At 62.9% G+C, this 22987-nt stretch carries 23 protein-coding genes and 1 tRNA gene; 9 read left to right on the top strand and 15 right to left on the bottom strand.

Features of this window, described 5'->3' with window-relative positions; translation table 11 throughout:
* The first annotated feature begins 249 nt into the window (after window positions 1–249).
* The 3 genes from IB277_RS19195 (at window position 250) to IB277_RS19185 (ending at window position 4125) form a co-directional block, all read left to right on the top strand.
* Window positions 250–1050: a hypothetical protein gene (locus IB277_RS19195; RefSeq protein WP_060584467.1), complete on the top strand. Its 801-nt coding sequence runs from the start codon at window positions 250–252 to the stop codon at window positions 1048–1050.
* Window positions 1051–1186: 136 nt separating this feature from the next.
* Entirely contained in the window at window positions 1187–2203 is a 1017-nt protein-coding gene (locus tag IB277_RS19190; protein ID WP_371590114.1) for a linear amide C-N hydrolase, read from the top strand.
* A 389-nt stretch (window positions 2204–2592) separates the two neighbouring features.
* Window positions 2593–4125 carry an ABC-F family ATP-binding cassette domain-containing protein gene (locus IB277_RS19185; RefSeq protein WP_110819222.1) on the top strand — a complete coding sequence of 511 codons (1533 nt, stop codon included), beginning with the start codon at window positions 2593–2595 and terminating at the stop codon, window positions 4123–4125.
* A 63-nt stretch (window positions 4126–4188) separates the two neighbouring features.
* Here IB277_RS19185 and IB277_RS19180 read toward each other — a convergent pair whose 3' ends face one another.
* On the bottom strand, window positions 4189–4812 hold the full coding sequence (locus IB277_RS19180) for a class I SAM-dependent methyltransferase (RefSeq protein WP_181432609.1): 624 nt from the start codon (window positions 4810–4812) through the stop codon (window positions 4189–4191).
* Between the two features lie 38 nt (window positions 4813–4850).
* Between IB277_RS19180 and IB277_RS19175 the strand changes: the two genes are divergently transcribed.
* Both IB277_RS19175 and ubiG read left to right on the top strand, forming a co-directional pair.
* Entirely contained in the window at window positions 4851–5399 is a 549-nt protein-coding gene (locus IB277_RS19175) for a dihydrofolate reductase family protein (RefSeq protein WP_192371337.1), read from the top strand.
* A 211-nt stretch (window positions 5400–5610) separates the two neighbouring features.
* Window positions 5611–6357 (top strand): bifunctional 2-polyprenyl-6-hydroxyphenol methylase/3-demethylubiquinol 3-O-methyltransferase UbiG, encoded by a 747-nt coding sequence (ubiG, locus tag IB277_RS19170; protein ID WP_090299864.1) that lies wholly within the window; start codon window positions 5611–5613, stop codon window positions 6355–6357.
* Window positions 6358–6373: 16 nt separating this feature from the next.
* Here the strand turns inward: ubiG and IB277_RS19165 are convergent, their stop codons facing one another.
* From IB277_RS19165 to IB277_RS19145, 5 genes are all read right to left on the bottom strand, one after another.
* On the bottom strand, window positions 6374–6940 hold the full coding sequence (locus IB277_RS19165) for a GNAT family N-acetyltransferase (RefSeq protein ID WP_034797714.1): 567 nt from the start codon (window positions 6938–6940) through the stop codon (window positions 6374–6376).
* Between the two features lie 103 nt (window positions 6941–7043).
* On the bottom strand, window positions 7044–7472 hold the full coding sequence (locus IB277_RS19160; protein ID WP_034797716.1) for a DUF1178 family protein: 429 nt from the start codon (window positions 7470–7472) through the stop codon (window positions 7044–7046).
* Window positions 7469–8326, bottom strand: a complete 858-nt coding sequence (locus IB277_RS19155) for a carbon-nitrogen hydrolase family protein (RefSeq protein WP_090299866.1) — start codon at window positions 8324–8326, stop codon at window positions 7469–7471. Before IB277_RS19155 ends, IB277_RS19160 begins: the two co-directional genes overlap by 4 nt.
* A gap of 66 nt (window positions 8327–8392) precedes the next feature.
* Window positions 8393–8650, bottom strand: a complete 258-nt coding sequence (grxC, locus tag IB277_RS19150; protein WP_034797718.1) for a glutaredoxin 3 — start codon at window positions 8648–8650, stop codon at window positions 8393–8395.
* Window positions 8651–8697: 47 nt separating this feature from the next.
* Window positions 8698–9429 (bottom strand): ComF family protein, encoded by a 732-nt coding sequence (locus tag IB277_RS19145; protein ID WP_234824480.1) that lies wholly within the window; start codon window positions 9427–9429, stop codon window positions 8698–8700.
* A gap of 101 nt (window positions 9430–9530) precedes the next feature.
* On the opposite strand from IB277_RS19145, the gene IB277_RS19140 reads away from it, so the two are divergent.
* Window positions 9531–10409: a methyltransferase domain-containing protein gene (locus IB277_RS19140; RefSeq protein WP_090299873.1), complete on the top strand. Its 879-nt coding sequence runs from the start codon at window positions 9531–9533 to the stop codon at window positions 10407–10409.
* Window positions 10410–10441: 32 nt separating this feature from the next.
* Here the strand turns inward: IB277_RS19140 and IB277_RS19135 are convergent, their stop codons facing one another.
* From IB277_RS19135 to IB277_RS19110, 6 genes are all read right to left on the bottom strand, one after another.
* Window positions 10442–10609 (bottom strand): Flp family type IVb pilin, encoded by a 168-nt coding sequence (locus IB277_RS19135; protein WP_082566310.1) that lies wholly within the window; start codon window positions 10607–10609, stop codon window positions 10442–10444.
* A 69-nt stretch (window positions 10610–10678) separates the two neighbouring features.
* A complete protein-coding gene (locus IB277_RS19130; protein ID WP_034797725.1) occupies window positions 10679–10999 on the bottom strand; it encodes a hypothetical protein in 321 nt (106 codons plus the stop codon).
* Between the two features lie 179 nt (window positions 11000–11178).
* Window positions 11179–11592: an 8-oxo-dGTP diphosphatase MutT gene (mutT, locus tag IB277_RS19125; RefSeq protein WP_060518377.1), complete on the bottom strand. Its 414-nt coding sequence runs from the start codon at window positions 11590–11592 to the stop codon at window positions 11179–11181.
* Between the two features lie 4 nt (window positions 11593–11596).
* On the bottom strand, window positions 11597–12415 hold the full coding sequence (locus IB277_RS19120; RefSeq protein WP_060518378.1) for an N-acetyltransferase: 819 nt from the start codon (window positions 12413–12415) through the stop codon (window positions 11597–11599).
* A 56-nt stretch (window positions 12416–12471) separates the two neighbouring features.
* Window positions 12472–13713, bottom strand: a complete 1242-nt coding sequence (argJ, locus tag IB277_RS19115) for a bifunctional glutamate N-acetyltransferase/amino-acid acetyltransferase ArgJ (protein WP_060518380.1) — start codon at window positions 13711–13713, stop codon at window positions 12472–12474.
* Window positions 13714–13924: 211 nt separating this feature from the next.
* Window positions 13925–14791 (bottom strand): peptidylprolyl isomerase, encoded by an 867-nt coding sequence (locus IB277_RS19110; protein ID WP_034797733.1) that lies wholly within the window; start codon window positions 14789–14791, stop codon window positions 13925–13927.
* Between the two features lie 243 nt (window positions 14792–15034).
* Between IB277_RS19110 and secA the strand changes: the two genes are divergently transcribed.
* A complete protein-coding gene (gene secA / locus IB277_RS19105; RefSeq protein ID WP_060584443.1) occupies window positions 15035–17743 on the top strand; it encodes a preprotein translocase subunit SecA in 2709 nt (902 codons plus the stop codon).
* A gap of 90 nt (window positions 17744–17833) precedes the next feature.
* Here secA and IB277_RS19100 read toward each other — a convergent pair whose 3' ends face one another.
* Window positions 17834–18007 (bottom strand): hypothetical protein, encoded by a 174-nt coding sequence (locus IB277_RS19100; RefSeq protein ID WP_192371336.1) that lies wholly within the window; start codon window positions 18005–18007, stop codon window positions 17834–17836.
* 186 nt (window positions 18008–18193) lie between these two features.
* Here IB277_RS19100 and IB277_RS19095 point away from each other — a divergent pair, with 186 nt between their 5' ends.
* A complete protein-coding gene (locus IB277_RS19095; protein WP_051659382.1) occupies window positions 18194–19585 on the top strand; it encodes a lipopolysaccharide biosynthesis protein in 1392 nt (463 codons plus the stop codon).
* On the top strand, window positions 19582–20856 hold the full coding sequence (locus tag IB277_RS19090; protein WP_034797746.1) for a GNAT family N-acetyltransferase: 1275 nt from the start codon (window positions 19582–19584) through the stop codon (window positions 20854–20856). Before IB277_RS19095 ends, IB277_RS19090 begins: the two co-directional genes overlap by 4 nt.
* Before the next feature lie 84 nt (window positions 20857–20940).
* On the opposite strand, the gene IB277_RS19085 is transcribed toward IB277_RS19090, so the two are convergent.
* Together IB277_RS19085 and IB277_RS19080 are read right to left on the bottom strand one after the other, a co-directional pair.
* Window positions 20941–22602: an AMP-binding protein gene (locus IB277_RS19085; protein ID WP_090299920.1), complete on the bottom strand. Its 1662-nt coding sequence runs from the start codon at window positions 22600–22602 to the stop codon at window positions 20941–20943.
* Window positions 22603–22720: 118 nt separating this feature from the next.
* Window positions 22721–22805, bottom strand: a tRNA-Leu gene (locus tag IB277_RS19080).
* Window positions 22806–22987 lie beyond the last annotated feature (182 nt).

Here is a 22987-nt window from a genome sequence, read left to right as displayed (position 1 = left end):
AGCTTGGGAGACTTCTCGCACATCGGCAGTCACCGCTTCGGGGAGCGGAAAGTCGCGGCGTCTCTTAGCGGATCAGGGGCCTGCGCGCAATGGCAGGGCGGCAGGAATAAGGCTCCATACGCACGGTGGGGAAACGTGCGCGGTCGCGGTTTGCGCCACTTGAAATTGCGGCAGCGCCGGCTAGGCTGCCAACGGACGCTTGAGGGGGCAGACATGCAAGCACATCGCATACCCGCAACCGCACGAATGATGGCCCGCTGTGCCGTCGCGCTTTCCGTGACGCTCTTGTGTTCGACACTGTCGAACGCCGCCGATTTCGACCAGGCGCGCATGGCGCCGCAAGGCGACTGGACGGTGATCGTCAGCCCCTATGTCTGGGCGGCGAGCCTCAAGGGGGACGCATCGCTTGCCGGCTTCGACACCGACGTCGACGTGCCCTTCAAAGACACGCTCGACCATCTCGACTTGGCGCTGATGGGCAACATCGAGCTGACCAACGGCCAATGGGGTGTCTATTTCGACGGCCAATACGTCCGTACCAGCCAGGATGAGGAGCTGCTCAGCCATGAGATCGGCCTCGACATCAAGATGACGACGCTGGCCTTCGGCGCGTTCTATCAGGTCTATGAGCAGGAACTCGGCGGCAACACCGTCTTCGGCAAGCCCCGGACGCTGTCGATCGAGCCGACGATCGGTCTGCGCTGGACGAAGCTCGAGGCGGACGTGTCCGTGGCCGGTTTCAACACGAGCAAGAGCGCCGACTGGACCGACCCCTTCGTCGGCCTGCGGCTCAACGCCGATCTCAGCGAGCGCTGGAACCTCGTCGCCGAGGCCGATGTCGGCGGCTTCGATGTCGGCTCAAAGCTCAGCGTCAACGCCCAGGCCTATCTCGGATACCGGACCGAAATGCTTGGCCAGCCGACAATTTTGCGCGCCGGGTACCGGTTGCTCTATCAGGATTACGAAAGCGACGACTTCACGGGCGCGAACAAGTTCCGCTGGGACGTGAACCAGCACGGCCCGGTGATCGGCTTTTCCATGTTGTTTTAGAACCTGGGCCTGCTTCAACGCTCAAGGACCGTCTGGCGGATACCCAGCATACGCTTTGCCCGCGAAGGAGAATGGTATGACGTTCATCGTAAAGCCGGCCGTCCGATCGGTCACATCCGCACTTGCCGCCCTTCTCATGCTCGGTCAGACGACGGCGGAAGCCTGCACCCGCCTCGTCTATCTCGGCCCCGATGACAATATCATCACTGCCCGATCGATGGACTGGAAGAGCGACGTCGCGACCAACCTCTGGGTCCTGCCGCGCGGCATCGAGCGCAACGGTCAGGCAGGGCCGAACTCATTCAAATGGACGGCGAAGTATGGAAGCGTCGTGGCCACCGGCTATGATGTCTCGACCACCGACGGCGTCAACGAGGCCGGCCTCAATGCCAATCTCCTGTGGCTGGTCGAATCCGAGTACCCTGACTTCAATGACAAATCGAAACCGGGCCTGACGATCGCCGCCTGGGCGCAATATGTGCTCGACAGCTTCGCCACTGTCGAGGACGCGGTGAAGGCGCTTGAGAAAGAACCGTTCACGATCGTCACCGACAACGTACCGGGTGAGAACCGGCTGACGACGCTGCACCTTTCGATCTCGGACAAGACCGGCGACAGCGCAATCGTCGAGTATATCGCCGGCAAGCAGGTGATCCATCACGGTCGCCCGTATCAGGTGATGACCAATTCGCCTGTCTTCGACCAGCAACTGGCCCTGAACGCCTACTGGAAGCAGATCGGCGGCACCGTGATGCTGCCGGGCACGAACCGCGCGGCCGATCGTTTCGCGCGCGCCTCGTTCTACGTCAACGCCATTCCGAAGGACGAGAACCCCGACCGTGCGCTGGCCAGCGTCTTCAGCGTCATTCGCAATGTCTCGGTTCCCTATGGGCTCAACACGCCGGAGGAACCGAACATTTCCTCGACCCGCTGGCGCACCGTGGTCGATCACAAGCGCAAGCTCTATTTCTTCGAGTCGGCGCTGACCCCGAACACCTTCTGGGTCGACCTGAAGAAGATCGATTTTACTAAGGAGACCGGCAAGGTGATGAAGCTCGATCTCGGCGAAAACCAGGATCACACCTATTCGGGCGACGCGACCGGCGACTTCAAGCAGGCCGAACCGTTCAAGTTCCTCGGGTTGCAGATATGAGCACACCGGCTCGGGGCCGGCGCGAAGCCATTGAAAATTGCGCGCGACGGTGTTATTGACGCTGCCGCAAGTTCAAATTCGAGAAAGGGGGGCTGCACGTGATGACATTTTTCCGGCACCACCGCCAGCGTGGCCCCGTCCAAGCCCTGCAGATGCGTTTGCAGGGCTGACCAGACATCCTTTCGCGAAGATCGCGAGCCTATTCCTGGTCTGCCCAGAGTGATGCAGTGCGGAACCGTTTCGGTTTGAACGACTGCATCGTCTTCCAATACCGAGCCGATGCGGCCCGAGCACAGCATGTCTGTGTTGCGGGCTCGACCATCCGAAACCCCGGCCTGAAGTGCCGCCCCGGATGATCCGCCGTCGCTCGTGCAGTCCAGAGAACGACCATGGCCTTGATCAATATCCGCAACCTCGGCGTCAGCCTGAGCGCACCGCTTTTCTCCAGTCTTAGCCTGTCCGTCGCATCCGGTGATCGTATCGGCATCGTCGCTGCCAACGGCCGCGGCAAGTCGACCCTGCTGAGATCAATCGCCGGCAACTTTGATCCGACCGCCGGTGAAATTACCCGCTCGCGCGGGCTGACGGTCGGTCACGTCGAGCAGAACGTGCCTGCGTCGCTTTTACCTCTCTCCTTCCACGACGCCGTTCTTTCGGCCCTCCCGGCCGACCAGGCGGAAAACGAAAGCTGGCGCGTCGATATCGTGCTCGATGCCCTCGATGTGCCGGAGGTTCTGCGGGCTCGCGCCGTGTCGGAGTTGAGCGGCGGCTGGCAGCGGCTGATGCTGCTTGCCCGCGTCTGGGTCAGCGAGCCAGACGCGCTGCTGCTGGACGAGCCGACCAACCATCTCGATCTCGCCAAGATCGGCCGGCTGGAGGCCTGGCTGAATGCGCTGCCACGCGACGTGCCGGTGCTGGTTGCCAGCCACGACCGCGCCTTCCTGGACGCAACCACCAACCGCACGCTGTTCCTGAGGCCAGAGCAATCGCCGATCTTCGCGCTCCCCTATTCGCGGGCGCGCGCCGCTCTCGATGAGGTGGACGCATCGGAGGAGCGGCGTTACCAGCGCGACATGAAGGTGGCGCAGCAACTGCGTCGGCAGGCCGCCAAGCTCAACAATATCGGCATCAACTCCGGAAGCGACCTGCTCACGATAAAAACGAAGCAACTGAAGCAGCGCGCGGAACGGCTGGAGGATGCGGCAAAGCCCGCGCATCAGGAACGTTCCGCCGGCGCGATCCGGCTCGCCAATCGAGGCACCCATGCCAAGATCCTGGTGACGCTCGACGACGTCCAGGTCGAAACGCCCGACGGCACCCCGCTTTTCCGCACCGGCAAGCGCTGGATCTGCCAGGGCGACCGCATCGTGCTGCTTGGCGAAAACGGCGCCGGCAAGACCCGGCTCGTCAACCTGATCCGCACGGCGATCGAGGAGCCCTCCCGCGCGCCGGAGACGCTGAGGGCAACACCCTCGCTGGTGCTCGGCTACAGCGACCAGGCGCTTGCCGGCCTGTCGGACGAGGAGACGCCGCTTGCCGCGCTGTCCCGCCGCTTCTCGCTCGGCGACCAGCGCGCCCGTAGCCTGCTCGTCGGTGTCGGCGTCGGCATCGACATGCAGGAAAAGGCGATCGGCCGGCTGTCGGGCGGCCAGAAGGCGCGTCTTGCCATGCTGGTGCTGCGCTTGAAGGAGCCCAATTTCTACCTGCTCGACGAACCGACCAACCACCTGGACATCGAGGGCCAGGAAGCGCTCGAAACGGAGTTGTTGAGAAACGAGACGAGCTGCCTGCTCGTCTCCCACGACCGCAGCTTCGTGCGCAATGTCGGCGACCGCTTCTGGCTGATCGAGAAGCGCCGCCTCGTCGAAGTCGAGGACCCGGAGGACTTCTTCGCCTCGGCGGCGGCAGGCGACGTCGGCTGACATAAAGCGCAATCATCGCATTTGTGACGCCCGCAACAAGCGGCGTCACAAATGCCAACATCATCAGGCGGGCGGCCGCGCAATCAGGCATGCGACTTCGCCGCTGTCAAATATCTGCGCCGACAGTGCCTCGACCAGCAAGCGGTGGCGAAGGGCCGCCGCCGCGAGCCGCGCGCCAACGTCGTCCGCCCCCGTGGACGGCTCGTCATGAAAAAGAAAAAGACGTCCCTCAGGCTTCAACAGCTGCGCCAGCGCCGCAAACTCTCGAGCGGGATCGCCCCGCGTGAACACGCCGACGCGCATGGCGAACGCCTTGTCGAAGCGACGGCCACCGAGATCGAACGAGCGAAGCTCCGCAACCCGCAAGGTCGCCCGGCCTGCAGCAACATGTTCAGCATTTCTGCGTGCTGCCGCCGCGATCATCACAGCCGAGCGATCGATGGCGACAATCTCCCCTTCGTCGAGCCGATCGCAAACCTTCGTCACGGCAATGCCATGGCCGCATCCGACTTCGAGCAGATGATCGGACGGCTGCGGCGCGATGACGCCGACCGCCCAGTCGATCCTGTTCAAGCCCATGTGGATTCCCCCCTCGCCGGCGCAGAAACTAGCACGCGGAAGAGCCATAGCGCCAACCAATCCGATGCAAAAATAAAACCACTTGCAAAACAATATCAGATTTGCCACCCTTTCCGTGACAGGCATGCCGCAACGGGAGAGATACAATGCGCAAGGTCATCATGTGGGACATGGTTAGCGTCGACGGATTCTTCGAAGCACCGGGGCACGACATCGAGTGGTTCGTCTTCGAGGACGAACTCGCCGCCTATATCGGCGAAACGCAGCTCGAGGCCGACACCCTGCTTTTCGGTCGCGTGACCTATGAAATGATGGCGGGCTACTGGCCATCTGCCGAAGGCGACATCGCGACCTTCATGAACGGCGTCGAGAAATTCGTCTTCTCGCGCACGCTGACCTCCGCCGATTGGGCCGGCACGACGCTCTTGACCGGCGATGCTGCAAGCGAAGTCGAACGACTGAAGGCGCTGGATGGCGGCACGATCTTCGTTTTCGGCAGCGCCGACTTCGCGAGCGAACTGATCGAGAAGGGCCTCGTCGACGAATACCGCCTCGGCATCAATCCGGTGCTTCTCGGCGAGGGTGTGCCGCTGTTCAAACCAGGGCTGAAGCGGACGAAACTCAAACTGACCCACACACGCCCTCTGACATCCGGCGTGGTTATCCTGCACTACCAGCCAGAAGCGGACGCGTAGCAGGACGGGCGCCACGCACGCGTGTGCGCCGATCTGGCCCAGCGCCGCCTCTTGACTTCCTTGTCCGATCGTCCGACTTCACTGCTGCACAAGTCCCTAAATCGGGATCGATTTAAGGATAGAATTGTGCAGCACTTTAAAGTGCTACAGCGTCCTTAGCGCGCCTTGAAAGACGCGCGGCGCTGTCGGGACGATGCAAGGAGACGGCGACATGAGCGAGACCGCACGCACGACGATTGACCAGAGCGAGGTTGACCGCTTTTCCGCCATGGCCGCGGAGTGGTGGGATCCGACCGGCAAGTTCCGGCCACTGCACAAGTTCAATCCCGTTCGCCTCGCCTATATCCGCGACAAGGTGGCCGAGCATTTCGGCCGTGATCCAAGGAGCCCGCAGCCGCTCAAAGGTCTGCGGCTGCTCGACATCGGTTGCGGCGGCGGCCTCCTGTCGGAGCCGATGGCACGCATGGGCGCCGATGTTCTCGGCGCCGACGCCTCCGAAAAGAACATCGGCATCGCCAAGACGCACGCGGCCGGAAGCGGTGTGGCGGTCGACTATCGCGCCGTGACCGCCGAAGCCCTTGCCGAAGCCGGCGAGAGCTTCGACATCGTGCTCAACATGGAAGTGGTCGAGCATGTCGCCGATGTCGATTTCTTCATGACCACCTGCGCCCATATGGTTCGCCCCGGCGGTCTGATGTTCGTCGCCACCATCAACCGCACCATGAAGGCAGCGGCGCTTGCCATCTTCGCAGCCGAGAACGTCTTGCGCTGGCTGCCGCGCGGTACGCACCAGTATGAAAAACTGGTGCGCCCGGAGGAACTGGAAAAGCCGCTCGTGGCCAACGGCCTCGAAGTGACCGAGCGGACCGGCGTCTTCTTCAATCCGCTTTCCAATCAGTGGAACCTGTCCAAGGACATGGACGTCAACTACATGATCGTCGCCAAGCGGCCGCTATGAGCAGCTGTCGGCGGCCTCAGCCAGCCTGCCGACGCTCCTGCCACTCGCGCTTCAGCAGCGCATAGACGTATTCGTCGCCCCAGACATCGTTGAAACGGTCGTTCTCGATCAGATGCGCTTCGCGGCGCATGCCGAGACGCTCGACGACGCCGACGGACCCCTTGTTGAGGGCATCAAGCCGGGCAAAGATCCGGTGAAACTTCAGCGTCGAAAAGCCGAGATCAAGCAACGCCCGCATCGCTTCCGTAGCGTAGCCCTTGCCGGCAAAGTCGGGATTGAAGATGTAGCCGGTCTCCGCCTGTTCCGCCGCACTGCTTGCGAGCTTCAGCAGGACTTCGCCGATCAGTACACCATCCTCGCGGCGCTCGACGGCAAACACCGCGACGTCCCCATCGTCAACGAGCTTTGGCGCCGAAGCCTTGGCGAATTTTGTCCGCGCTGCCGTTTCGTCGAGCGGGTCCTGATAGAGATAATGGTAGACCTCCGGCAGGCGGTGATAGGCAAAGAATGCCGGAAAATCGCCAGGCGCGAAGGGCCGGATAACGAGGCGATCAGTGGAAATGTGAACATCGGACAATGCCATTGGCTGGAAAACTCCCATTGCAAAGCTGCGAGATGGGAGCCAAGGCATTGTATTTAAAGGGCGGGAACCAAAGTTTAGACGGCAGATGCGAAAGTGCCCCGCGTCAGTTGACCTCGTCGGGCAAGATCGGCAGCGGCGCGACCGCGATCCCTTCTTCGAGCAACGCCACGGCCTCTTCCGCCGTCGCCTTGCCGATCAGCCCGCGCTCTTCCGCCTCGCCGTAGTGGATCTTGCGGGCTTCCTCGGGAAAGCGCTCGCCGACATCCTCGGCGTTCTCGCGTACGGACTTCACCAGCTCGCGGATCTTGGCGACCGTTTCCTTCTGCGCCTGGTCCATGATCACCGCCCGCGTCGCCTCCTTCTTGCGCGCGGTCGCAACCGAGGGCGCCATCAGTTGCTTGGCAACGGAGGTCGAGTTGCAGCTCGGACAGGAGACCAGTTTGCGCTCGACCTGGCGGTCGAAATCGTCACTCGACGAGAACCAGCCCTCGAAATCGTGGCCGTTGTCGCAGGAAAGGGTGTAGCGGATCAAGCGGCAACGCCTCCCTTCCCGGTCGGCGCCACTTCATCGAGCACGAAGCTACGGGCATTCTTCAAGTTCGGTATCTTGGCGCGCGCCGCGTGCACGGCCGCGACATCGATGTCGGCAAGCACAACCGCCTCGCCCGTAGGGCCAGCCGAAGCGAGCACGCGCCCCCAGGGATCGACGATCATAGAATGGCCGAACGTCTCACGCCCATCCTCATGCGTGCCCCCTTGCGCGGCGGCAATGACGAAGAGGCCGTTCTCGATCGCGCGGGCGCGAAGCAGGATTTCCCAGTGCGCCTCGCCCGTCTGCCGCGTGAAGGCGGCGGGCACCGACATGACCTCGGCGCCGGCAACGGCCTGTTGCCGGAAAAGCTCCGGGAAGCGCACGTCGTAGCAAATGGAAAAGCCAAGTTTGCCGAAGTCGAGTTCGGCCAGGCGCGCAATGCTGCCCGGCTGATAGGCGGCACTTTCCCGCCAGCTCTCGCCGTTCTCGAGATCGACGTCGAACATATGGATCTTGTCATAGTCACAGATCTTTTGGCCATTCGGGCCAAACAGCAGGCCGCGATTGGCGATCTTACCGTCGGCAAGCGCGATCGGCGTCGAGCCGACATGGAGGTAGACGCCAAGTTCGCCGGCAAGCTGAGCTGCCGACGCGGCAATAAGATCGTTGGCCTCGTCCTTCAGGATCGCGCGCAGAGCCGCCCGGTCCCGCTGCAGCGCCCCGGTCATTTCCGGAGTCTGGATATAGGTCGCGCCGTGGGCTGCCGCTTCGCGCGCGAGCCGCACCATCGTCTCCGCATTCTTGCGCGGATCGACGCCGGAACACATCTGAATGGCTGCGGCCTTGAAAGTCATTACGTCCAACTCCTAAGCGCTCACCGCTGATAAACGGGACGTCGCCTCATGCAAGGGTACGGTGCCTCAGGCAGCCAGCATCGCGTCGAGTTTGCCGGCGCGTTCCAGCGCGTGCAGGTCGTCGCAGCCACCGACATGAATGTCATTGATGAAGATCTGCGGGAACGTCGTCCCGCCGTGCGACTTGTCGATCATCACCTGCCGAACGTTCGGATCATAGGTGGCATCGTGCTCGAGGAAGGAAACGCCCTTGGTTTCCAGGAGTTTCTTTGCGGCCGAGCAATAGCCGCAGAACTGACGCGTATAAATGACCACCGAAGCCATGATCCTGAACCGCTCCTTTGCCGGCGACCGTGCCGGACATCTGATTGTCATATAAGACCGGATACGGCTCTTGCAAAGGTCAAAACCGTGACCGACCCGGCCCCCGCCCGCTTCAGCGCACGGGTCGCTGCGGCAACGGTTGCGCCGGTCGTATATACATCGTCGACGAGAACCACGCTTTTCCCACTGAGACCCGCCCTGCCGCTTTCCGAGACGGCGAAGGCGCCGCGGACGTTCTCCTCGCGGGCGCGCAACCCCAGGCGAACCTGCGGGCTCGTGCGCCGGACGCGCTTCAAGATGTCGGGCTGATACGGACGACCGGAGAGCTGCGCAATGGCTCGCGCCAACTCCGCCGACTGGTTGAACCGCCGCTTCCACAGCCGGAAGGCGTGCAGCGGCACGGGGATGATCGCGTCGGCGGAAGCGACGGCACCGTCGCTCGCCCGGATCATCCATGTCGCCATCATCGGCGCGAGATCCGTGCGGTCGCGATATTTCAGCCCGTGGACCAGATCGCGGGCAACACCTTCATGGATCGCCACCGACCTTAACCGATCGAATGCAGGCGGGTTGGCGATCGCCTCCGGTGACACCGCTCCGGCGCCGTGATCGACCGAAAACGGCATGCCGAGAATATCGCAATAGGGCCGTTCGATCAGCGGCAGTGTCGCCCAGCAGGAGGCGCAGACCGCGCGATGATCGCCGACCAGCCGGCCGCAACCGCAACAGACAGGCGGAAAGACGAGATCGACGAGCCCCAGTCCGAATCGTTTCAGCATGCCCGCGCGCCACGCCTGCGGAATACGCAACCTCTCCCATGCCATGCGGTTGACTTTGTGCCTCCGAAGGTCTCTTTGCTGCCCATCGCGGAGAGACTATCGTGGAAAAAATCTTTGACCAGAGCCTCGTCGAGGCGCACCGGGCAAGGGCGCTCAGAAACGCCGATCCGAAGGCCGGTTTCCTTCTCGACATCGTTGCCGAAGAGCTCGCCGAGCGTGTCGGCGTGGTCGAGCGTCATTTTGATCGCGCACTCGAACTGCACGGCTATACCGGAGAAACGGCCCGCCAACTGATGGCGACCGGCAAGATCGACGCCATCGAGCGCGTCGAGACCGACGCCCGCTTCAGCTCGACCGAGGCGCCGGTGACGATCGCCTCGCTCGAGGAAGTTCCGGTCGAACCGGAAAGCGTCAACCTGATCGTCTCGCCGCTGTCCCTGCATCTGACCAACGATACACCGGGCGCCTTCATCCAGGTGCGGCGGGCGCTAAAGCCCGATGGGTTGTTCCTCGCCGCCATCCCGGGCAGCGGCACGCTGCAGGAGCTGCGCGAAGCGCTTCTGGCTGCAGAGGCCGAGCTGACCGGCGGCGCCAGCCCGCGCGTCATTCCCTTCGCCGATGTCCGTGACGTCGGCGCTCTGCTCCAACGCGCCGGCTTCGCACTGCCGGTCACCGACACTGAAACCTACACGGTGCGCTACGATTCGCTGTTCGCGCTGATCCGCGACCTGCGCGCCATGGGTATGACCAGCCCGCTTTCGGCGCGCAGCCGCACGCCCGTTTCCAGGCGGTTCTTCCTCAGGGCTGCGGAAATTTACGCGGAGCGCTTCTCCGATCCGGACGGCCGCGTTCGCGCTACCTTCTCCATCATCTATCTGTCCGGCTGGGCGCCGCACGAAAGCCAGCAGAAGCCGCTGAAGCCGGGTTCAGCAAAGCAACGGCTTTCGGTAGCGCTTGGCACGAAGGAGCAGCCGCTCTAAGGCGGCATCCACCCCAGATCCGGTTTTAGTGCTTATGCGCTCGGGAACGCTGCGGCGAGCGAGTCGTAGACGTAGGTCAGGGCGTTGCCGATCTGGTTGGCCCCGAAGATTAAGCTGAGGGAGACGAGGGCGGCGATCAGCGCATACTCGATGGCGATGCCGCCGTCCGTGCCACCAAACAAGCGTCTAAGCGTTTCCATGCGTCCCCAGCCAGATTTGTGTTCAATCCGAATCGGACGCCAGCGCCAAACGGGCCGATGGCGTTCGCCTCAGCAGCCGCTCTTGCGGCCGTCGGCATCGATAATGCAAACCGCTCCGGGCATTTCCTGAAGGACGCTGCGCCGAACCGTGTAGCGCTTGGTGGTCCCCTTCGAAGGGATGGAGCCGGTGGAAATGTTGTCGTAATCGACGGGCGTGTTCGCCATGATGCGCTTGTCGGTCTTGGATGACAGCATGGGCGTCAGGATCAGCGTCAGCGCGATCACCGCCGTTCCGAACAACAGCGACAGATTGAGCACACCTGTCCGGCGGGACTGATTATTCATCAGATCCTTTTCCTGAACCGTGTTCCAGAAATCGTCGTCCACCATCCCAGCCTCACAAACGCGCAAAATACGGCGAACGCAAGCGCCCTTCCCAAGCTTGGTTCCACCGCACTGCCTGAAATCGATACGCCGTTGCCAACGATACGTACCAAAACTGAATTGGAGCTATCTTTGCGCCAGGGAGATAAACGATCGATTAATAATCAATCAGATTTCGGGTAGGTTCAGAGCAAATCCATAAGAAACGGGATAAGCGGTTCGTCTGCCGGCGGCATCGGAAAATCGCGCAGGGCCTTTGGCCGGACCCACTTGATCGCCTGGCCTTCCCGCCCGATCGCAACCCCTTCATAGCGGCGGCAGACATAGAGCGGCATCAGCAGATGGAAGTCGTCATAGGTGTGGCTGGCGAAGGTGAGCGGCGCCAGGCATGCGACCTTGGTGCGGATGCCGAGTTCTTCCTCAAGCTCGCGGATCAGGGTTTCCTCCGGCGTCTCGCCGGCTTCAACCTTGCCGCCCGGAAACTCCCATAGGCCGGCAAGCGATTTTCCTTCCGGCCGCTGCGCGAGCAGGATGCGACCATCGGAATCGACAAGCGCGCAGGCCGCGACAAGCACGATCTTCTTTCCGTTGGCATCCATGGCCTCAAGCTCCCGGCGTTCGATAGATGTAGCTGTAAACCTCGGAGAAACCGGCGCCGCGATAAAGCGCCATAGCCGCGCTGTTATCCGCTTCCACCTGCAGCCAGGCCTTCTTGGCTCCGCGCAGACGCGCCCAGCGCAGGCAGACGTCGAGCATCGCCTTGCCGACGCCCCGGCCACGGACCCGCTCGTCCACGGCAAACTGCATGATGCCGGCAAGATCGTTGTCCTGGACGACGAGCGCCACGGCCGTCGGCCCCATCTCGGCATCCTCGAACAGGAAGAGGCCACTCTCCGGCTTGATCGCGTTGATGATTTCGGCCAGCGCCGCCTTGCGCTTCGGATCGCTCTTCGCAATCCCGATGCACGCATCGACGAACCGGCCGACATCCTTGATCGGCAGATGATCGATGCCGTCACCGAACTCGCGCTCGACCAGGTCGACGCTCATGACCAGGCTGCGGCTGAACGCATTCCAGCCCTCGGCATCCATATGGGCGACAAGCTGCGGCGGCGTCAGCGGCGTCTGGCGCACAGTCAGCGGCCGGCCGTAGTCGGCAAAGCGCCGGGCAGCCTTTTCGAGACGGACCGGGATGTCGCGATAGTCGGACGGATCAAGCGGATTGACGGAATTCAGCCGCTTGGAATCATGGCCTGCATTGAGCCGGATCAGCCAGCTGCCATCATATTGCACGGACGCTGCCGGCCAGGCGCGGAAACCCACGGCCTCGAGACGGCGCACGTTTGGAAGATCCACCATTGCCACTTCCCCAGCTTCGGCCTGTGCCTTGCCCGCCACGGGCCGAATATCATTCGATGTCATCTTGCTACCTCTACGGCCTGGCGCGCTAGGCCGCTCACCATCACATAACCGGCGCCTCAGCTCCGGTAATCGCCGTTGATCTCGACATATTCCTTCGTCAGGTCGCAGGTATAGACAGTGGCCCGACCGGAACCGAGGCCGATTTCGACGCGGATCGTGATGTCCTCTTCCTTCATCACGGCCGTGGCCGCAGCTTCAGAATAGGTGGGATCGCGCTCCCCCTCGACGGCGACGCGCACGTCGCCGAACCAGATCGCCAGCCGGTCGCGCTCGGCCATTTCTCCGGACTTGCCGACGGCCATGACCACGCGGCCCCAGTTGGCGTCTTCACCGGCGACCGCCGTCTTGACGAGCGGCGAATTGGCGATCGAAAGCGCGATGCGCTTGGCGGCCGCATCATTCTCGGCGCCTTCGACAGTCACCTCGACCATCTTGCGAGCGCCTTCGCCGTCGCGCACGACCTGGAGCGCGAGATCGCGCAAAAGGTCGTTCAGTGCGGCGCGGAAGGCATTAAGACGCGGGTCGGTCGCATCGGAGATTGCCGGCTGGCCGTCGGCCGATGCCGCGCCCGTAGCGAACAGCATCAGCGTATCGGACGTCGAAGTGTCGCTGTCGACCGTGACCGAGTTGAAGGTCGGGCCGACGCCGGCCGAAAGCAGGGCCTGCAGCGCCGAAGGCGCAATGTCGGCATCTGTGACCACGAAGGAGAGCATCGTCGCCATGTCGGGCGCGATCATGCCGGCGCCCTTGGAGATGCCGTTGATCGTCACCTTGACGCCGTCGATTTCGGCGCTGCGTGTCGCTACCTTCGGATAGGTATCCGTCGTCATGATCGCCTTGGCGGCTTCGAACCAGAAGTCCTCCTTGCCGGCAACAGCCAGATCGTCGAGCACGCCGGCAAACTTGGTCGCGTCCAAAGGCTCGCCGATGACGCCGGTCGACGCCAGGAAGACTTCGCTCTCCGCGCAGCCGACAGCCTTTGCCGCCGACTTTGCCGTCAGTTCCGTCGCCTCGCGGCCCTTCTTGCCGGTGAAGGCATTGGCGTTGCCGGAGTTGACGACGACCGCGCGCGCGACACCGCCGGCAAGGTTCTTGCGGCAGAAATCGACAGGGGCCGAAGGGCACTTGGAACGGGTGAAGACACCGGCCACGACGGCCGGCCGGTCGAACACCATCATCAGCACGTCGGTGCGGTTCTTGTACTTGATGCCGGCGGCTGCGGTCGCCATGCGGACGCCGCGCACGGAGGGCATTTCGGCAAAGGTTTTCGGAGCGAGCGGAGAAACGGAGCCGGACATGGGAAACCTGCTGTGACGTGTTGGAGCCAAAGCATTTCCAAAAGAGCCTGGCGGCCTTCAGGAAATGCCTAAGAACAAGGATCCGGAGCGGTCTACAACCGAAACGGCTCCAGATCCATCTTGCGACAAATGCCCGAACGGTTTTCACCGCCGGGCATCGACAAAAAGCGGTGACAACAGGCCCTGCCAGTGGCAGGGCCCGCCGATCGAATTACTTGGCTTGTTGCGCTTCCTGCGCCTTGTTGGCCTCGTCATAGGCCTGCTTCAGCGCCGGGTCGGAAATTTCGACGCCTGCATCCTTCTTGGCGGCGGCAAGCAGCTCGACATACTTGTCACGCATGACAAGCTGACGAACCTGCTGCTCGACCTGCTCGAGCGGCGGCGGGGCCTGCGGGCGCTTGTCTTCGACCAGGATTACGTGGAAGCCGAACTGCGTCTTGACCGGGGTCTTGGTGTAGGCGCCCTTCTCGAGAGCGAAGGCAGCCGTTTCGAATTCCGGCACCATGCGGCCCTTGGTGAAGTAACCGAGGTCGCCGCCGTCGTTCTTGTTCGGATCGGTGGACTTCGCCTTGGCAAGCTCGACGAAGCTCTTGCCAGCGTCGAGTTCCTTGATGATTTCCTTGGCTTCGTCTTCCGTCTTGACCAGGATATGGCGGGCCTTCACTTCATCCTGAACCGGAATGGCCGCGACTTCCTTGTCGTAGCGTGCCTTCACCTCTTCCTTGGTGATGGCGTCGACGACATGCTTCTTGAAGTAGGCGTTGTGAAGTTCGCGCTCGGTGAGGTACGCGACGCGCTGCTTGAAAGTGGCGTCGTCCTGCAGGCCTTCCTTCTCGGCCGTGGCGGAAAGAAGCTTAACGTCGATGATCGCCGACAGTGCTGCGGCGCGCTTCTGTTCTTCCGGCATCTGCTGCAGCTGCGGGTCGAGACCACCCAGAGCAAGATTGAGTTCGGACTGACGCACGTCCTCGCCGCCAACCTTGGCGACCACCGGATCGGCGTCTTCCGCCCGCGCGCCACCATGTACGGCCATCGCCGCAACCAGTGCCACGGCGGCCAGGGTTTTCAACTTGGTCATGCTCACTAACCTTTCACATTGGCCTTCGGCGCAATTGCCTGCAGCTTGTAGCGGCTGCACAACACCAGAATGTGGCGGTTCTGTAGCCGTCCGACAGTGCAATTGCGTTGACATAATTCGACCCCCCTCTTATCTGTCACGCAACCTCGCGTCCAGAACAGTTTCCGGGCGTTTCACGGCATTGCGCGGTTTTCGCGGCGCGGCCATGAGACCCAAGGCAACAAAAATGAAAGGACCATTCGTATGGTCAGTCTCGGCGGCCTAGCCCGCAAGTTGTTTGGCTCCTCCAACGATCGCCGCGTGCGTGGCTACAAGGCACGGGTGGACGCCATCAACGCACTTGAAGCCGACATGAAGGCTTTGTCGGATGAGGCGCTCGCCGGCAAGACGGTGGAATTCCGCAAGCAGCTGGAAGAAGGCAAGACGCTCGACGACCTTCTGGTTCCGGCCTTTGCGGTCGCCCGCGAGGCGGCCCGCCGCGTGCTCGGCCTGCGCCCGTTCGACGTCCAGCTCATCGGCGGCATGATCCTGCACGAGCGCGCCATCGCCGAAATGAAGACCGGTGAAGGCAAGACCCTCGTCGCGACGCTTCCGGTCTACCTGAACGCGCTTGCGAGCAAGGGCGTGCACGTCGTTACCGTCAACGACTACCTCGCCCAGCGCGACGCCGGCACCATGGACCGCATCTATAGCTTCCTCGGCATGACCACGGGCGTCATCGTCCACGGCCTGACCGACGAGCAGCGCAAAGCCGCCTATGCCTGCGACATCACTTATGCCACCAACAACGAGCTCGGCTTCGACTATCTGCGCGACAACATGAAGTACGAGCGCGGACAGATGGTCCAGCGCGGCCACTTCTTCGCCATCGTCGACGAAGTGGACTCGATCCTCGTCGACGAAGCGCGCACGCCGCTGATCATCTCCGGCCCGCTCGACGACCGCTCGGATCTCTACAACACAATCAACGAATTCATTCCGCTGCTTTCGGCTGAGGACTACGAGATCGACGAGAAGCAGCGCTCGGCCAACTTCTCCGAAGAAGGCACCGAGAAGCTCGAAAACCTGCTGCGCGAGGCGGGCCTGCTCAAGGGTGAATCGCTCTACGACATCGAAAACGTCGCGATCGTCCACCACGTCAACAATGCGCTCAAGGCCCACAAGCTGTTCCAGCGCGACAAGGACTACATCGTTCGCAACGGCGAGATCGTCATCATCGACGAATTCACCGGCCGCATGATGCCGGGCCGCCGTTATTCGGAAGGCCAGCACCAGGCGCTCGAAGCCAAGGAAAAGGTGCAGATCCAGCCAGAGAACCAGACGCTCGCATCGATCACCTTCCAGAACTACTTCCGCATGTACTCCAAGCTCGGCGGCATGACCGGTACGGCCTCCACCGAAGCGGAAGAATTCGGCAACATCTACGGCCTGGAAGTCGTTGAAGTTCCGACCAATCTGCCGATCAAGCGTATCGACGAGGATGACGAGGTCTACCGTACGCAGGGCGAAAAGCTGAACGCCATCATCGACGAGATCAAGTCGGCACACGAGCGCGGCCAGCCGATGCTGGTCGGCACGACGTCGATCGAAAAGTCCGAGCAGTTGGCCGACCTTCTGAAGAAGTCCGGCTTTGCCAACTTCCAGGTTCTCAACGCCCGCTACCACGAGCAGGAAGCCTTCATCGTCGCCCAGGCCGGCGTGCCCGGCGCCGTCACGATCGCCACCAACATGGCCGGTCGCGGCACGGACATCCAGCTCGGCGGCAACGTCGACATGCGCATCCAGCAGGAGCTCTCGGAAGTCGAGCCCGGCCCCGAGCGCGAACAGCGCGAACAGGCGATCCGCGCCGAAGTGCAGCAGCTGAAGGAAAAAGCGCTGGCCGCCGGCGGGCTTTACGTTCTCGCTACCGAGCGCCACGAAAGCCGCCGCATCGACAACCAGCTTCGCGGCCGTTCCGGCCGTCAGGGCGACCCGGGTCGATCGAAGTTCTACCTGTCGCTCCAGGACGACCTGATGCGCATCTTCGGCTCCGACCGCATGGACGGTATGCTGCAGAAGCTGGGCCTCAAGGAAGGTGAGTCGATCATCCATCCGTGGATCAACAAGGCTCTCGAACGCGCCCAGAAGAAGGTTGAAGCCCGCAACTTCGACATCCGCAAGAACCTTCTGAAGTACGACGACGTTCTCAACGATCAGCGCAAGGTGATCTTCGAACAGCGCATCGAGCTGATGGATGCCGAAAGCGTCACCGAAACCGTGACCGACATGCGCACCGAAGTCGTCGAAGACATGGTCAGCAAGCGCATTCCCGAGAAGGCCTATGCCGAGCAGTGGGACGTCGCGGGCCTCAGGGCCGACGTGCAGCAATACCTCAATCTCGACCTGCCGATCACCGAATGGGCTGCCGAGGAAGGCATCGACGAAGCCGATATTCTCGAGCGCGTCATGACCGCTGCCGAAAAGGAAGCCGCCGACCGTGCCGAACGCTTCGGTCCGGAGATCATGCAGTATGTCGAACGCTCGGTCGTGCTGCAGACGCTCGACCATCTGTGGCGCGAGCACATCGTCAACCTCGATCACCTGCGCTCGGTCATCGGCTTCCGCGGCTACGCTCAGCGCGATCCGCTGCAGGAATACAAATCCGAAGCCTTCGAGCTGTTCCAGGCCCTGCTCGGCAACCTGCGCCAGGCCGTGACCGCACAGCTCATGCGCGTCGAGCTGGTGCGCGAAGCAGCCGAAGCGCCGCAGCCGGCTCCGCCTGTCATGCATGGCCACCATATCGATCCGCTCACCGGCGAGGACGATTTCGGCGACGGCACGCTGCTGGCCGCCCCGCCAGTGCAGCGAGACGCAACCAACCCATTGTCCTGGGGCAAGGTCTCGCGCAACGAGCTCTGCCCCTGCGGTTCGGGCAAGAAGTACAAGCACTGCCACGGCATCTACGAGGCATAAGCCAGCCGCGGAATGCAGGTACTGTCTGCGCCCCCTGCCCTTCAGAAATGCCGCCTCCGGGCGGCATTTTCGTTTCCTGGAGCCTGTTTGCTAGCGATCGCATGCCCTGGCGTTGGCAATCAGGTTTTCGAGCGCGCGAATGCCGGTGCTGTTGATATGGCGGCGACCGAGCGTGGCGTTGATACGGAGTGCGAGGTCTTCCGCGTTGGCGACCGTCAGGTCCTCCAGCCGCTCGATGCCGATCTTCTGGAGATCGCCGACCATGTGCGGCCAATCGATTTCGCCTGCATAATCCGCTGCCGCTCGCTGTCCACAATCGGCATGGTTGCCCCCATTCCTTACAACCGCGCTGCACCCTTTGTTAACGCTGTTCTGGCAGTACTGAACCCCTGTATTGCGTAATCTCAGGGTGTTCTCGTGTTCATGGCGGTATGTCAAACGGCCGGACGAATGCTGCCGTCGGCACTGAGACACCGCCTGTCCGCAATTATCGCCCGGCTTCTCCCCATCCTGACAAGTTCCGACGCCACGAACGCTGCGCGCCGCATGGCGCTCGTCGCCTTCACGGTTCGCATCGTCAGCGCCGCCATCGCCTTCCTGTCGCAGATCATCCTCGCGCGGCTGATGGGCGAGTTCGAATACGGCATCTTCGTCTTCGTCTGGGTGCTGGTCATCCTGTTCGGCAGCCTCTCCTGCGTCGGCTTTCACTCCGTCGTCATCCGCTTCCTGCCGGAATACCAGGCGTCGGCCGCCATGGACGAAATCCGCGGCGTGACGACGACGGTGCGCATCTTCGCGCTTTCCTCCGCCACCACGGTCGCCGTCCTCGGCCTTGCCGGCCTCTGGTTCTTTTCCGGGCACATCGAGGCCTATTACCTTGTGCCCCTCTATCTCGGCCTCTTCACCCTGCCGATGATCTCGCTGGGCGACGTCATGGACGGAACGGCGCGTGCCCATGGCTGGCCGATTGCCGCGATGAGCCCCACCTTCATCATCCGGCCGCTGCTCGTGCTCGTTTTCATGGTGCTCGCCGTCACCGCCGGCGCGCCCCACACCGCGCAAACCGCCATGATGGCAGCCATGGCCGCGGCCTATGTCACCAGTGTCTCGCAGTTTCTCGCGCTCACCTACCGTCTTCGCTCGCGCTATGTTCCGGGACCGCGACGCATCGAGCTTCGCCGTTGGCTCAAGGTCTCGATCCCCGTCTTCCTGGTCGATGGCTTCGGCTTCCTGCTGACCAATTCCGATGTGGTGATCGTCGGCCTCTACCTGGAGCCGGACGACGTCGCGATCTATTTCGCTGCCGCCAAGACCATGGCGCTTGTGCATTTCGTCATGTTCGCGGTCAAGGCAGCCGCGGGCCCGCGCGTCTCCAACGCGATGGCCCGCGATCCCGGCCAGATCCCCGGCATCGCGGTCGAAAGCGCCCGCTGGGCCTTCTGGCCGTCGCTTCTGGTCGGCGCGCTGGTGCTACTGGCAGGGCCGTTCCTGCTTTCGCTCTTCGGCCCGGCCTTCGTCACCGGGCTGCCGCTGATGATGGTGCTTTTCGCGGGTATCCTCGCCAAGGCTTTCATCGGCCCGGCCGAAACGCTGCTGACGATGGCCGGCCAGCAGACGCTGTGCGTGATCCTCTACGCCGGCGCGCTGGTGGTCAACATCGCACTCAACCTCAGCCTCATCCCTCTTTTCGGACTGAACGGTGCTGCTTTTGCAACCGCTGGTGCTATGTTCGTCGAGGCGATGCTGCTGCACCTCGCCGTCCGGCGTACCTTCGGCTTTGCGCTCTTTGCCTTCGCAAGAGCGCGGGCCGGCAATGAAAACAACGGGGCTGTCCATCCATGATCGGCAATACCAATCTTCCGAGCGATGCAAACAGCCGGGCCGCACGGGTTCTCGGCGGTCTGGCGCAGGACGGCGAAAGCGGACCGACCGCAGAGCATCTGATCGAGGTCGGACGTCCCGGACGGCATCTTGCCATCTATCCGGCAAGGGCCGGCTACGAGTTGCAGCGCGAACTCGACTTTCTGTCGAACCGGGCGCTGGAGCCGAACGTCTTCTTCACCGGACGCTTCCTGGCGCCGGCCATGCCACGCCTGGAAGAGCGAGTCATCCGGCTCGCGATCATGCGCGACAACGACGAGCGCCGCAGCCGGCTGCGTTTCCTGATGCCGTTCTCGATCGAAAAGCCCGGCTTCTCGATCGGCGCGCCGATCATTCGCGCCTGGTCGAACCCGTTCGGGCCACTGGGCGTGCCACTGCTCGACGCCGAGGATGCGGCCGAGACCATCGACAACCTGTTCGAAGCCTTTGCCGCGCCGGCAACCGGGCTGCCCTCGATCCTGGTGCTGCCCGACATGCGGCTCAACGGCAAGGTCGCCCGCCTCACCCGCGCCGTCGCCATCGGCCGCAACCTGCCTCTGACGGTGACCGACACCTTCAGCCGGCCGATGCTCGAAAGCCTGCTCGACGGCCCGACCTATCTGCGCAAGGCCATTAGCCCGGCGCATTTCCGCGAGCTGCGGCGGCAGTGGAACAATCTCGAAAAAGAGGGCGAGCTCGTCTATTCGGTCGCCCGTCAGCCCGCCGACGTCCGCCTGCGCATGGAGGAATTCCTGGCGCTGGAAGCATCCGGCTGGAAGGGCAAGGCGCGCAGCGCCATGGTGCTCGACCGCTTTCGGGCCGCCTTTGCCCGCGAGGCGATCACCAATCTGGCCGACGGCGACAGCGTGCGCATCCACACGCTCGATCTCGACGGCAAGGCGATCGCCTCGATGGTCGTCTTCCTGATGTCGGGCGAGGCCTATACCTGGAAGACCGCCTATGACGAGCGCTATGCCAGGTTCTCGCCGGGCAAACTGCTTCTCGCCGAACTGACGGAATGGCATCTCGACGACGCCAACATCGCCCGCTCCGATTCCTGCGCGGTGCCGGACCACCCGATCATGAGCCGTTTCTGGCAGGAGCGCGAAGACATGGGCACGATGGTGATCGGCCTGCAGCAGACCCGAGACCGCGAAGTGCGCCAGGTGGCAGCCCAGCTCCACCTCTATCGCAACACCCGCAACATGGCGCGGATCCTGCGCGACAAGATCAAGGCGCTTGCCGGACGCTAGAGCGGGATGAGGAAAAAGCGTGCGCCGTTTTCCGCCCGCATCCCGCTCCAGCCAATTCAAATCAATCGCGCGGCGGTCAAGGGACTACGACGCTTCGGAAACCTGAATCGCCCCGCGCGCTTCCGCCGCCGCCTGCTCGCGCAGGAACCGTCTGATCACCTTGCCCGAGGTCGTCAGCGGCAGGCTGTCGACGAAGGCGATCTCGCGCGGATACTCGTGCATCGAGAGCCGGGTCTTCACCCACTCGCGGATGGAGGTTGCCACACGCGCGTCGCCAACAACGCCCGGCCGTAGCACGACATAGGCCTTGACGATCTCGGTGCGCACCGGATCGGGCTTGCCGACAGCGGCGGCCAATTGCACGTCCGGATGGCCGGCGAGGCAATCCTCGATCTCGCCCGGGCCGATGCGATAGCCCGACGAGGTGATGACGTCGTCGTCACGCCCGAAGAAGGTGAAATAGCCCTCCTCGTCCATCACGCCCTGATCGCCTGTCGTCATCCAGTCGCCGATGAACTTCTTCTCCGCCGCCGCCGCGTTGCCCCAGTAGCCGAGGAACATCACCGGGTCCGGCCGCTTCACCGCCACCTGCCCGACGCTGCCGGCCGGCAGTTCGCGGCCTTCGCCGTCGATGATCGCCACCCGGTGGCCGGGTGCGGCCTTCCCCATCGACCCCGGCTTGACGACGCCGAGATCGGCGGCTGACGAGATGACGATGTTGCACTCGGTCTGGCCGTAGAACTCGCTGACCTCGAGACCGAGCGCCGCCTTTGCCCATTCATAGGTCTCGCGGCCGAGGGACTCGCCAGCCGAGCCGATGGTTCGGAGATTAAGCCGATAGCGCTCGCGCGGATTCTCGACCGCCTTCATCAGCCTGAGCGCCGTCGGCGGAATGAAGGCGTTGCGCACGTCCATTTCTTCCAGGATGCGAAAGGCAGTATGCGGGTCGAACTTCTGCGCCGGCGACGACACGACGGGTACGCCGTGCAGCAGCGACGGTAACAGCGCGTTGAGCAGCCCGCCCGCCCAGGCCCAGTCGGCCGGCGTCCACATGCGGTCACCCGGCTGCGGCAGGAAGTGATGGTGAAACTCGAAGCCCGGCAGATGCCCGAGCAGCACCCGGTGCCCGTGCAGTGCCCCCTTCGGCGGCCCCGTCGTGCCTGACGTGTAGATCATCAAGGCCGGATCGTCGGGGCCGGTATCGGCCGCAACAAAGCCAGAGGGATCACCCGACGCCAAGTCAGAGAAGACAATCGTGCCCGGACGCGGCTGATCATCCGCCAGCACCACCAGCCGCAAGTCAGGCAGCCGCTCACGGATCGCCGCGATGCGTTCATAGCCAAAGCCGTTGGTGATGACAGCCGCCACGCCGGCGTCGCGCAGCCGGTATTCGAGCGCCTCGACGCCGAAGAGCAGCGCCAGCGGCAGCGCGATGGCACCGTGCTTGTAGATCGCTGCATGGGCAATCGCCGTCTCGAACCCCTGCGGCAACAGGATCGCCACCCGTTCGCCGGGCATGATACCCTCCCCCGTCAGCCCCTTGGCAAAGGCCGAGGATTGCCGGGCGAATTGACGATAGGTCAGCGATTGATGCGCACCGCCAGGATCGAAATGCTGGAGACAGACACGCTCCGGCGCCCGCTCAGCCCAGGCGTCGCAGACGGCAACGCCGATATTGAACTTTTCCGGAATCGGCCAGCGGAAGGCGCGGTAGAGTTCGTCGTAGGTCTCTATTCTCGGTAACATGACGCTGCCATGACAGTTTTTTTGCTGCAGCGCACCTAACACCTTCGCAAGCGACAGTTCAATGACTGCGGCGGCGTTCAGGCATGTCGGACGATGGATGTGAAGAAAGTGTACGTGGTGGTGCCCCATGCCGGGGTCGAACCAGCACTCCTTTCGGAACTCGATTTTGAGTCGAGCGCGTCTACCAATTCCGCCAATGGGGCTCAGGGAAGTGCGATATCAGCGGCTCGGATTTACACGAAGGATTTCGCCGTGGTCAACCATCATTTTCAGGATGCACGACCAACAATCACGAAAGCGTGCGGGCCGCTCACAGCCGCTGCGATTTACAGCGCGCACGATCCTGCCTAAGAAGGCGCCATCCAGTTTGCACTGCGGCATCCCT

Origin of the sequence: Ensifer sp. ENS07 (assembly GCF_014852185.1) — a bacterium.
Classification (GTDB): domain Bacteria; phylum Pseudomonadota; class Alphaproteobacteria; order Rhizobiales; family Rhizobiaceae; genus Ensifer; species Ensifer adhaerens.
Note: the sequence above shows the minus strand (reverse complement) of the source record. Positions and strands in the feature narration are given on the sequence as shown.

What these genes read in the sequence shown, in the direction of transcription:
- IB277_RS19085 (WP_090299920.1), bottom strand. Translation starts at nt 22,602, where the DNA reads ATGTTACCGAGAATAGAGACCTACGACGAACTCTACCGCGCCTTCCGC.
- mutT (WP_060518377.1), bottom strand. Translation starts at nt 11,592, where the DNA reads ATGGATGCCAACGGAAAGAAGATCGTGCTTGTCGCGGCCTGCGCGCTT.
- IB277_RS19110 (WP_034797733.1), bottom strand. Translation starts at nt 14,791, where the DNA reads ATGACCAAGTTGAAAACCCTGGCCGCCGTGGCACTGGTTGCGGCGATG.
- argJ (WP_060518380.1), bottom strand. Translation starts at nt 13,713, where the DNA reads ATGTCCGGCTCCGTTTCTCCGCTCGCTCCGAAAACCTTTGCCGAAATG.
- IB277_RS19155 (WP_090299866.1), bottom strand. Translation starts at nt 8,326, where the DNA reads ATGACTTTCAAGGCCGCAGCCATTCAGATGTGTTCCGGCGTCGATCCG.
- IB277_RS19135 (WP_082566310.1), bottom strand. Translation starts at nt 10,609, where the DNA reads ATGGAAACGCTTAGACGCTTGTTTGGTGGCACGGACGGCGGCATCGCC.
- IB277_RS19145 (WP_234824480.1), bottom strand. Translation starts at nt 9,429, where the DNA reads ATGCTGAAACGATTCGGACTGGGGCTCGTCGATCTCGTCTTTCCGCCT.
- IB277_RS19130 (WP_034797725.1), bottom strand. Translation starts at nt 10,999, where the DNA reads ATGGTGGACGACGATTTCTGGAACACGGTTCAGGAAAAGGATCTGATG.
- IB277_RS19190 (WP_371590114.1), top strand. Translation starts at nt 1,187, where the DNA reads ATGCTCGGTCAGACGACGGCGGAAGCCTGCACCCGCCTCGTCTATCTC.
- IB277_RS19195 (WP_060584467.1), top strand. Translation starts at nt 250, where the DNA reads ATGGCCCGCTGTGCCGTCGCGCTTTCCGTGACGCTCTTGTGTTCGACA.
- grxC (WP_034797718.1), bottom strand. Translation starts at nt 8,650, where the DNA reads ATGGCTTCGGTGGTCATTTATACGCGTCAGTTCTGCGGCTATTGCTCG.
- secA (WP_060584443.1), top strand. Translation starts at nt 15,035, where the DNA reads ATGGTCAGTCTCGGCGGCCTAGCCCGCAAGTTGTTTGGCTCCTCCAAC.
- IB277_RS19175 (WP_192371337.1), top strand. Translation starts at nt 4,851, where the DNA reads ATGCGCAAGGTCATCATGTGGGACATGGTTAGCGTCGACGGATTCTTC.
- IB277_RS19165 (WP_034797714.1), bottom strand. Translation starts at nt 6,940, where the DNA reads ATGGCATTGTCCGATGTTCACATTTCCACTGATCGCCTCGTTATCCGG.
- IB277_RS19095 (WP_051659382.1), top strand. Translation starts at nt 18,194, where the DNA reads ATGCTGCCGTCGGCACTGAGACACCGCCTGTCCGCAATTATCGCCCGG.
- IB277_RS19090 (WP_034797746.1), top strand. Translation starts at nt 19,582, where the DNA reads ATGATCGGCAATACCAATCTTCCGAGCGATGCAAACAGCCGGGCCGCA.
- ubiG (WP_090299864.1), top strand. Translation starts at nt 5,611, where the DNA reads ATGAGCGAGACCGCACGCACGACGATTGACCAGAGCGAGGTTGACCGC.
- IB277_RS19100 (WP_192371336.1), bottom strand. Translation starts at nt 18,007, where the DNA reads ATGGTCGGCGATCTCCAGAAGATCGGCATCGAGCGGCTGGAGGACCTG.
- IB277_RS19185 (WP_110819222.1), top strand. Translation starts at nt 2,593, where the DNA reads ATGGCCTTGATCAATATCCGCAACCTCGGCGTCAGCCTGAGCGCACCG.
- IB277_RS19120 (WP_060518378.1), bottom strand. Translation starts at nt 12,415, where the DNA reads ATGACATCGAATGATATTCGGCCCGTGGCGGGCAAGGCACAGGCCGAA.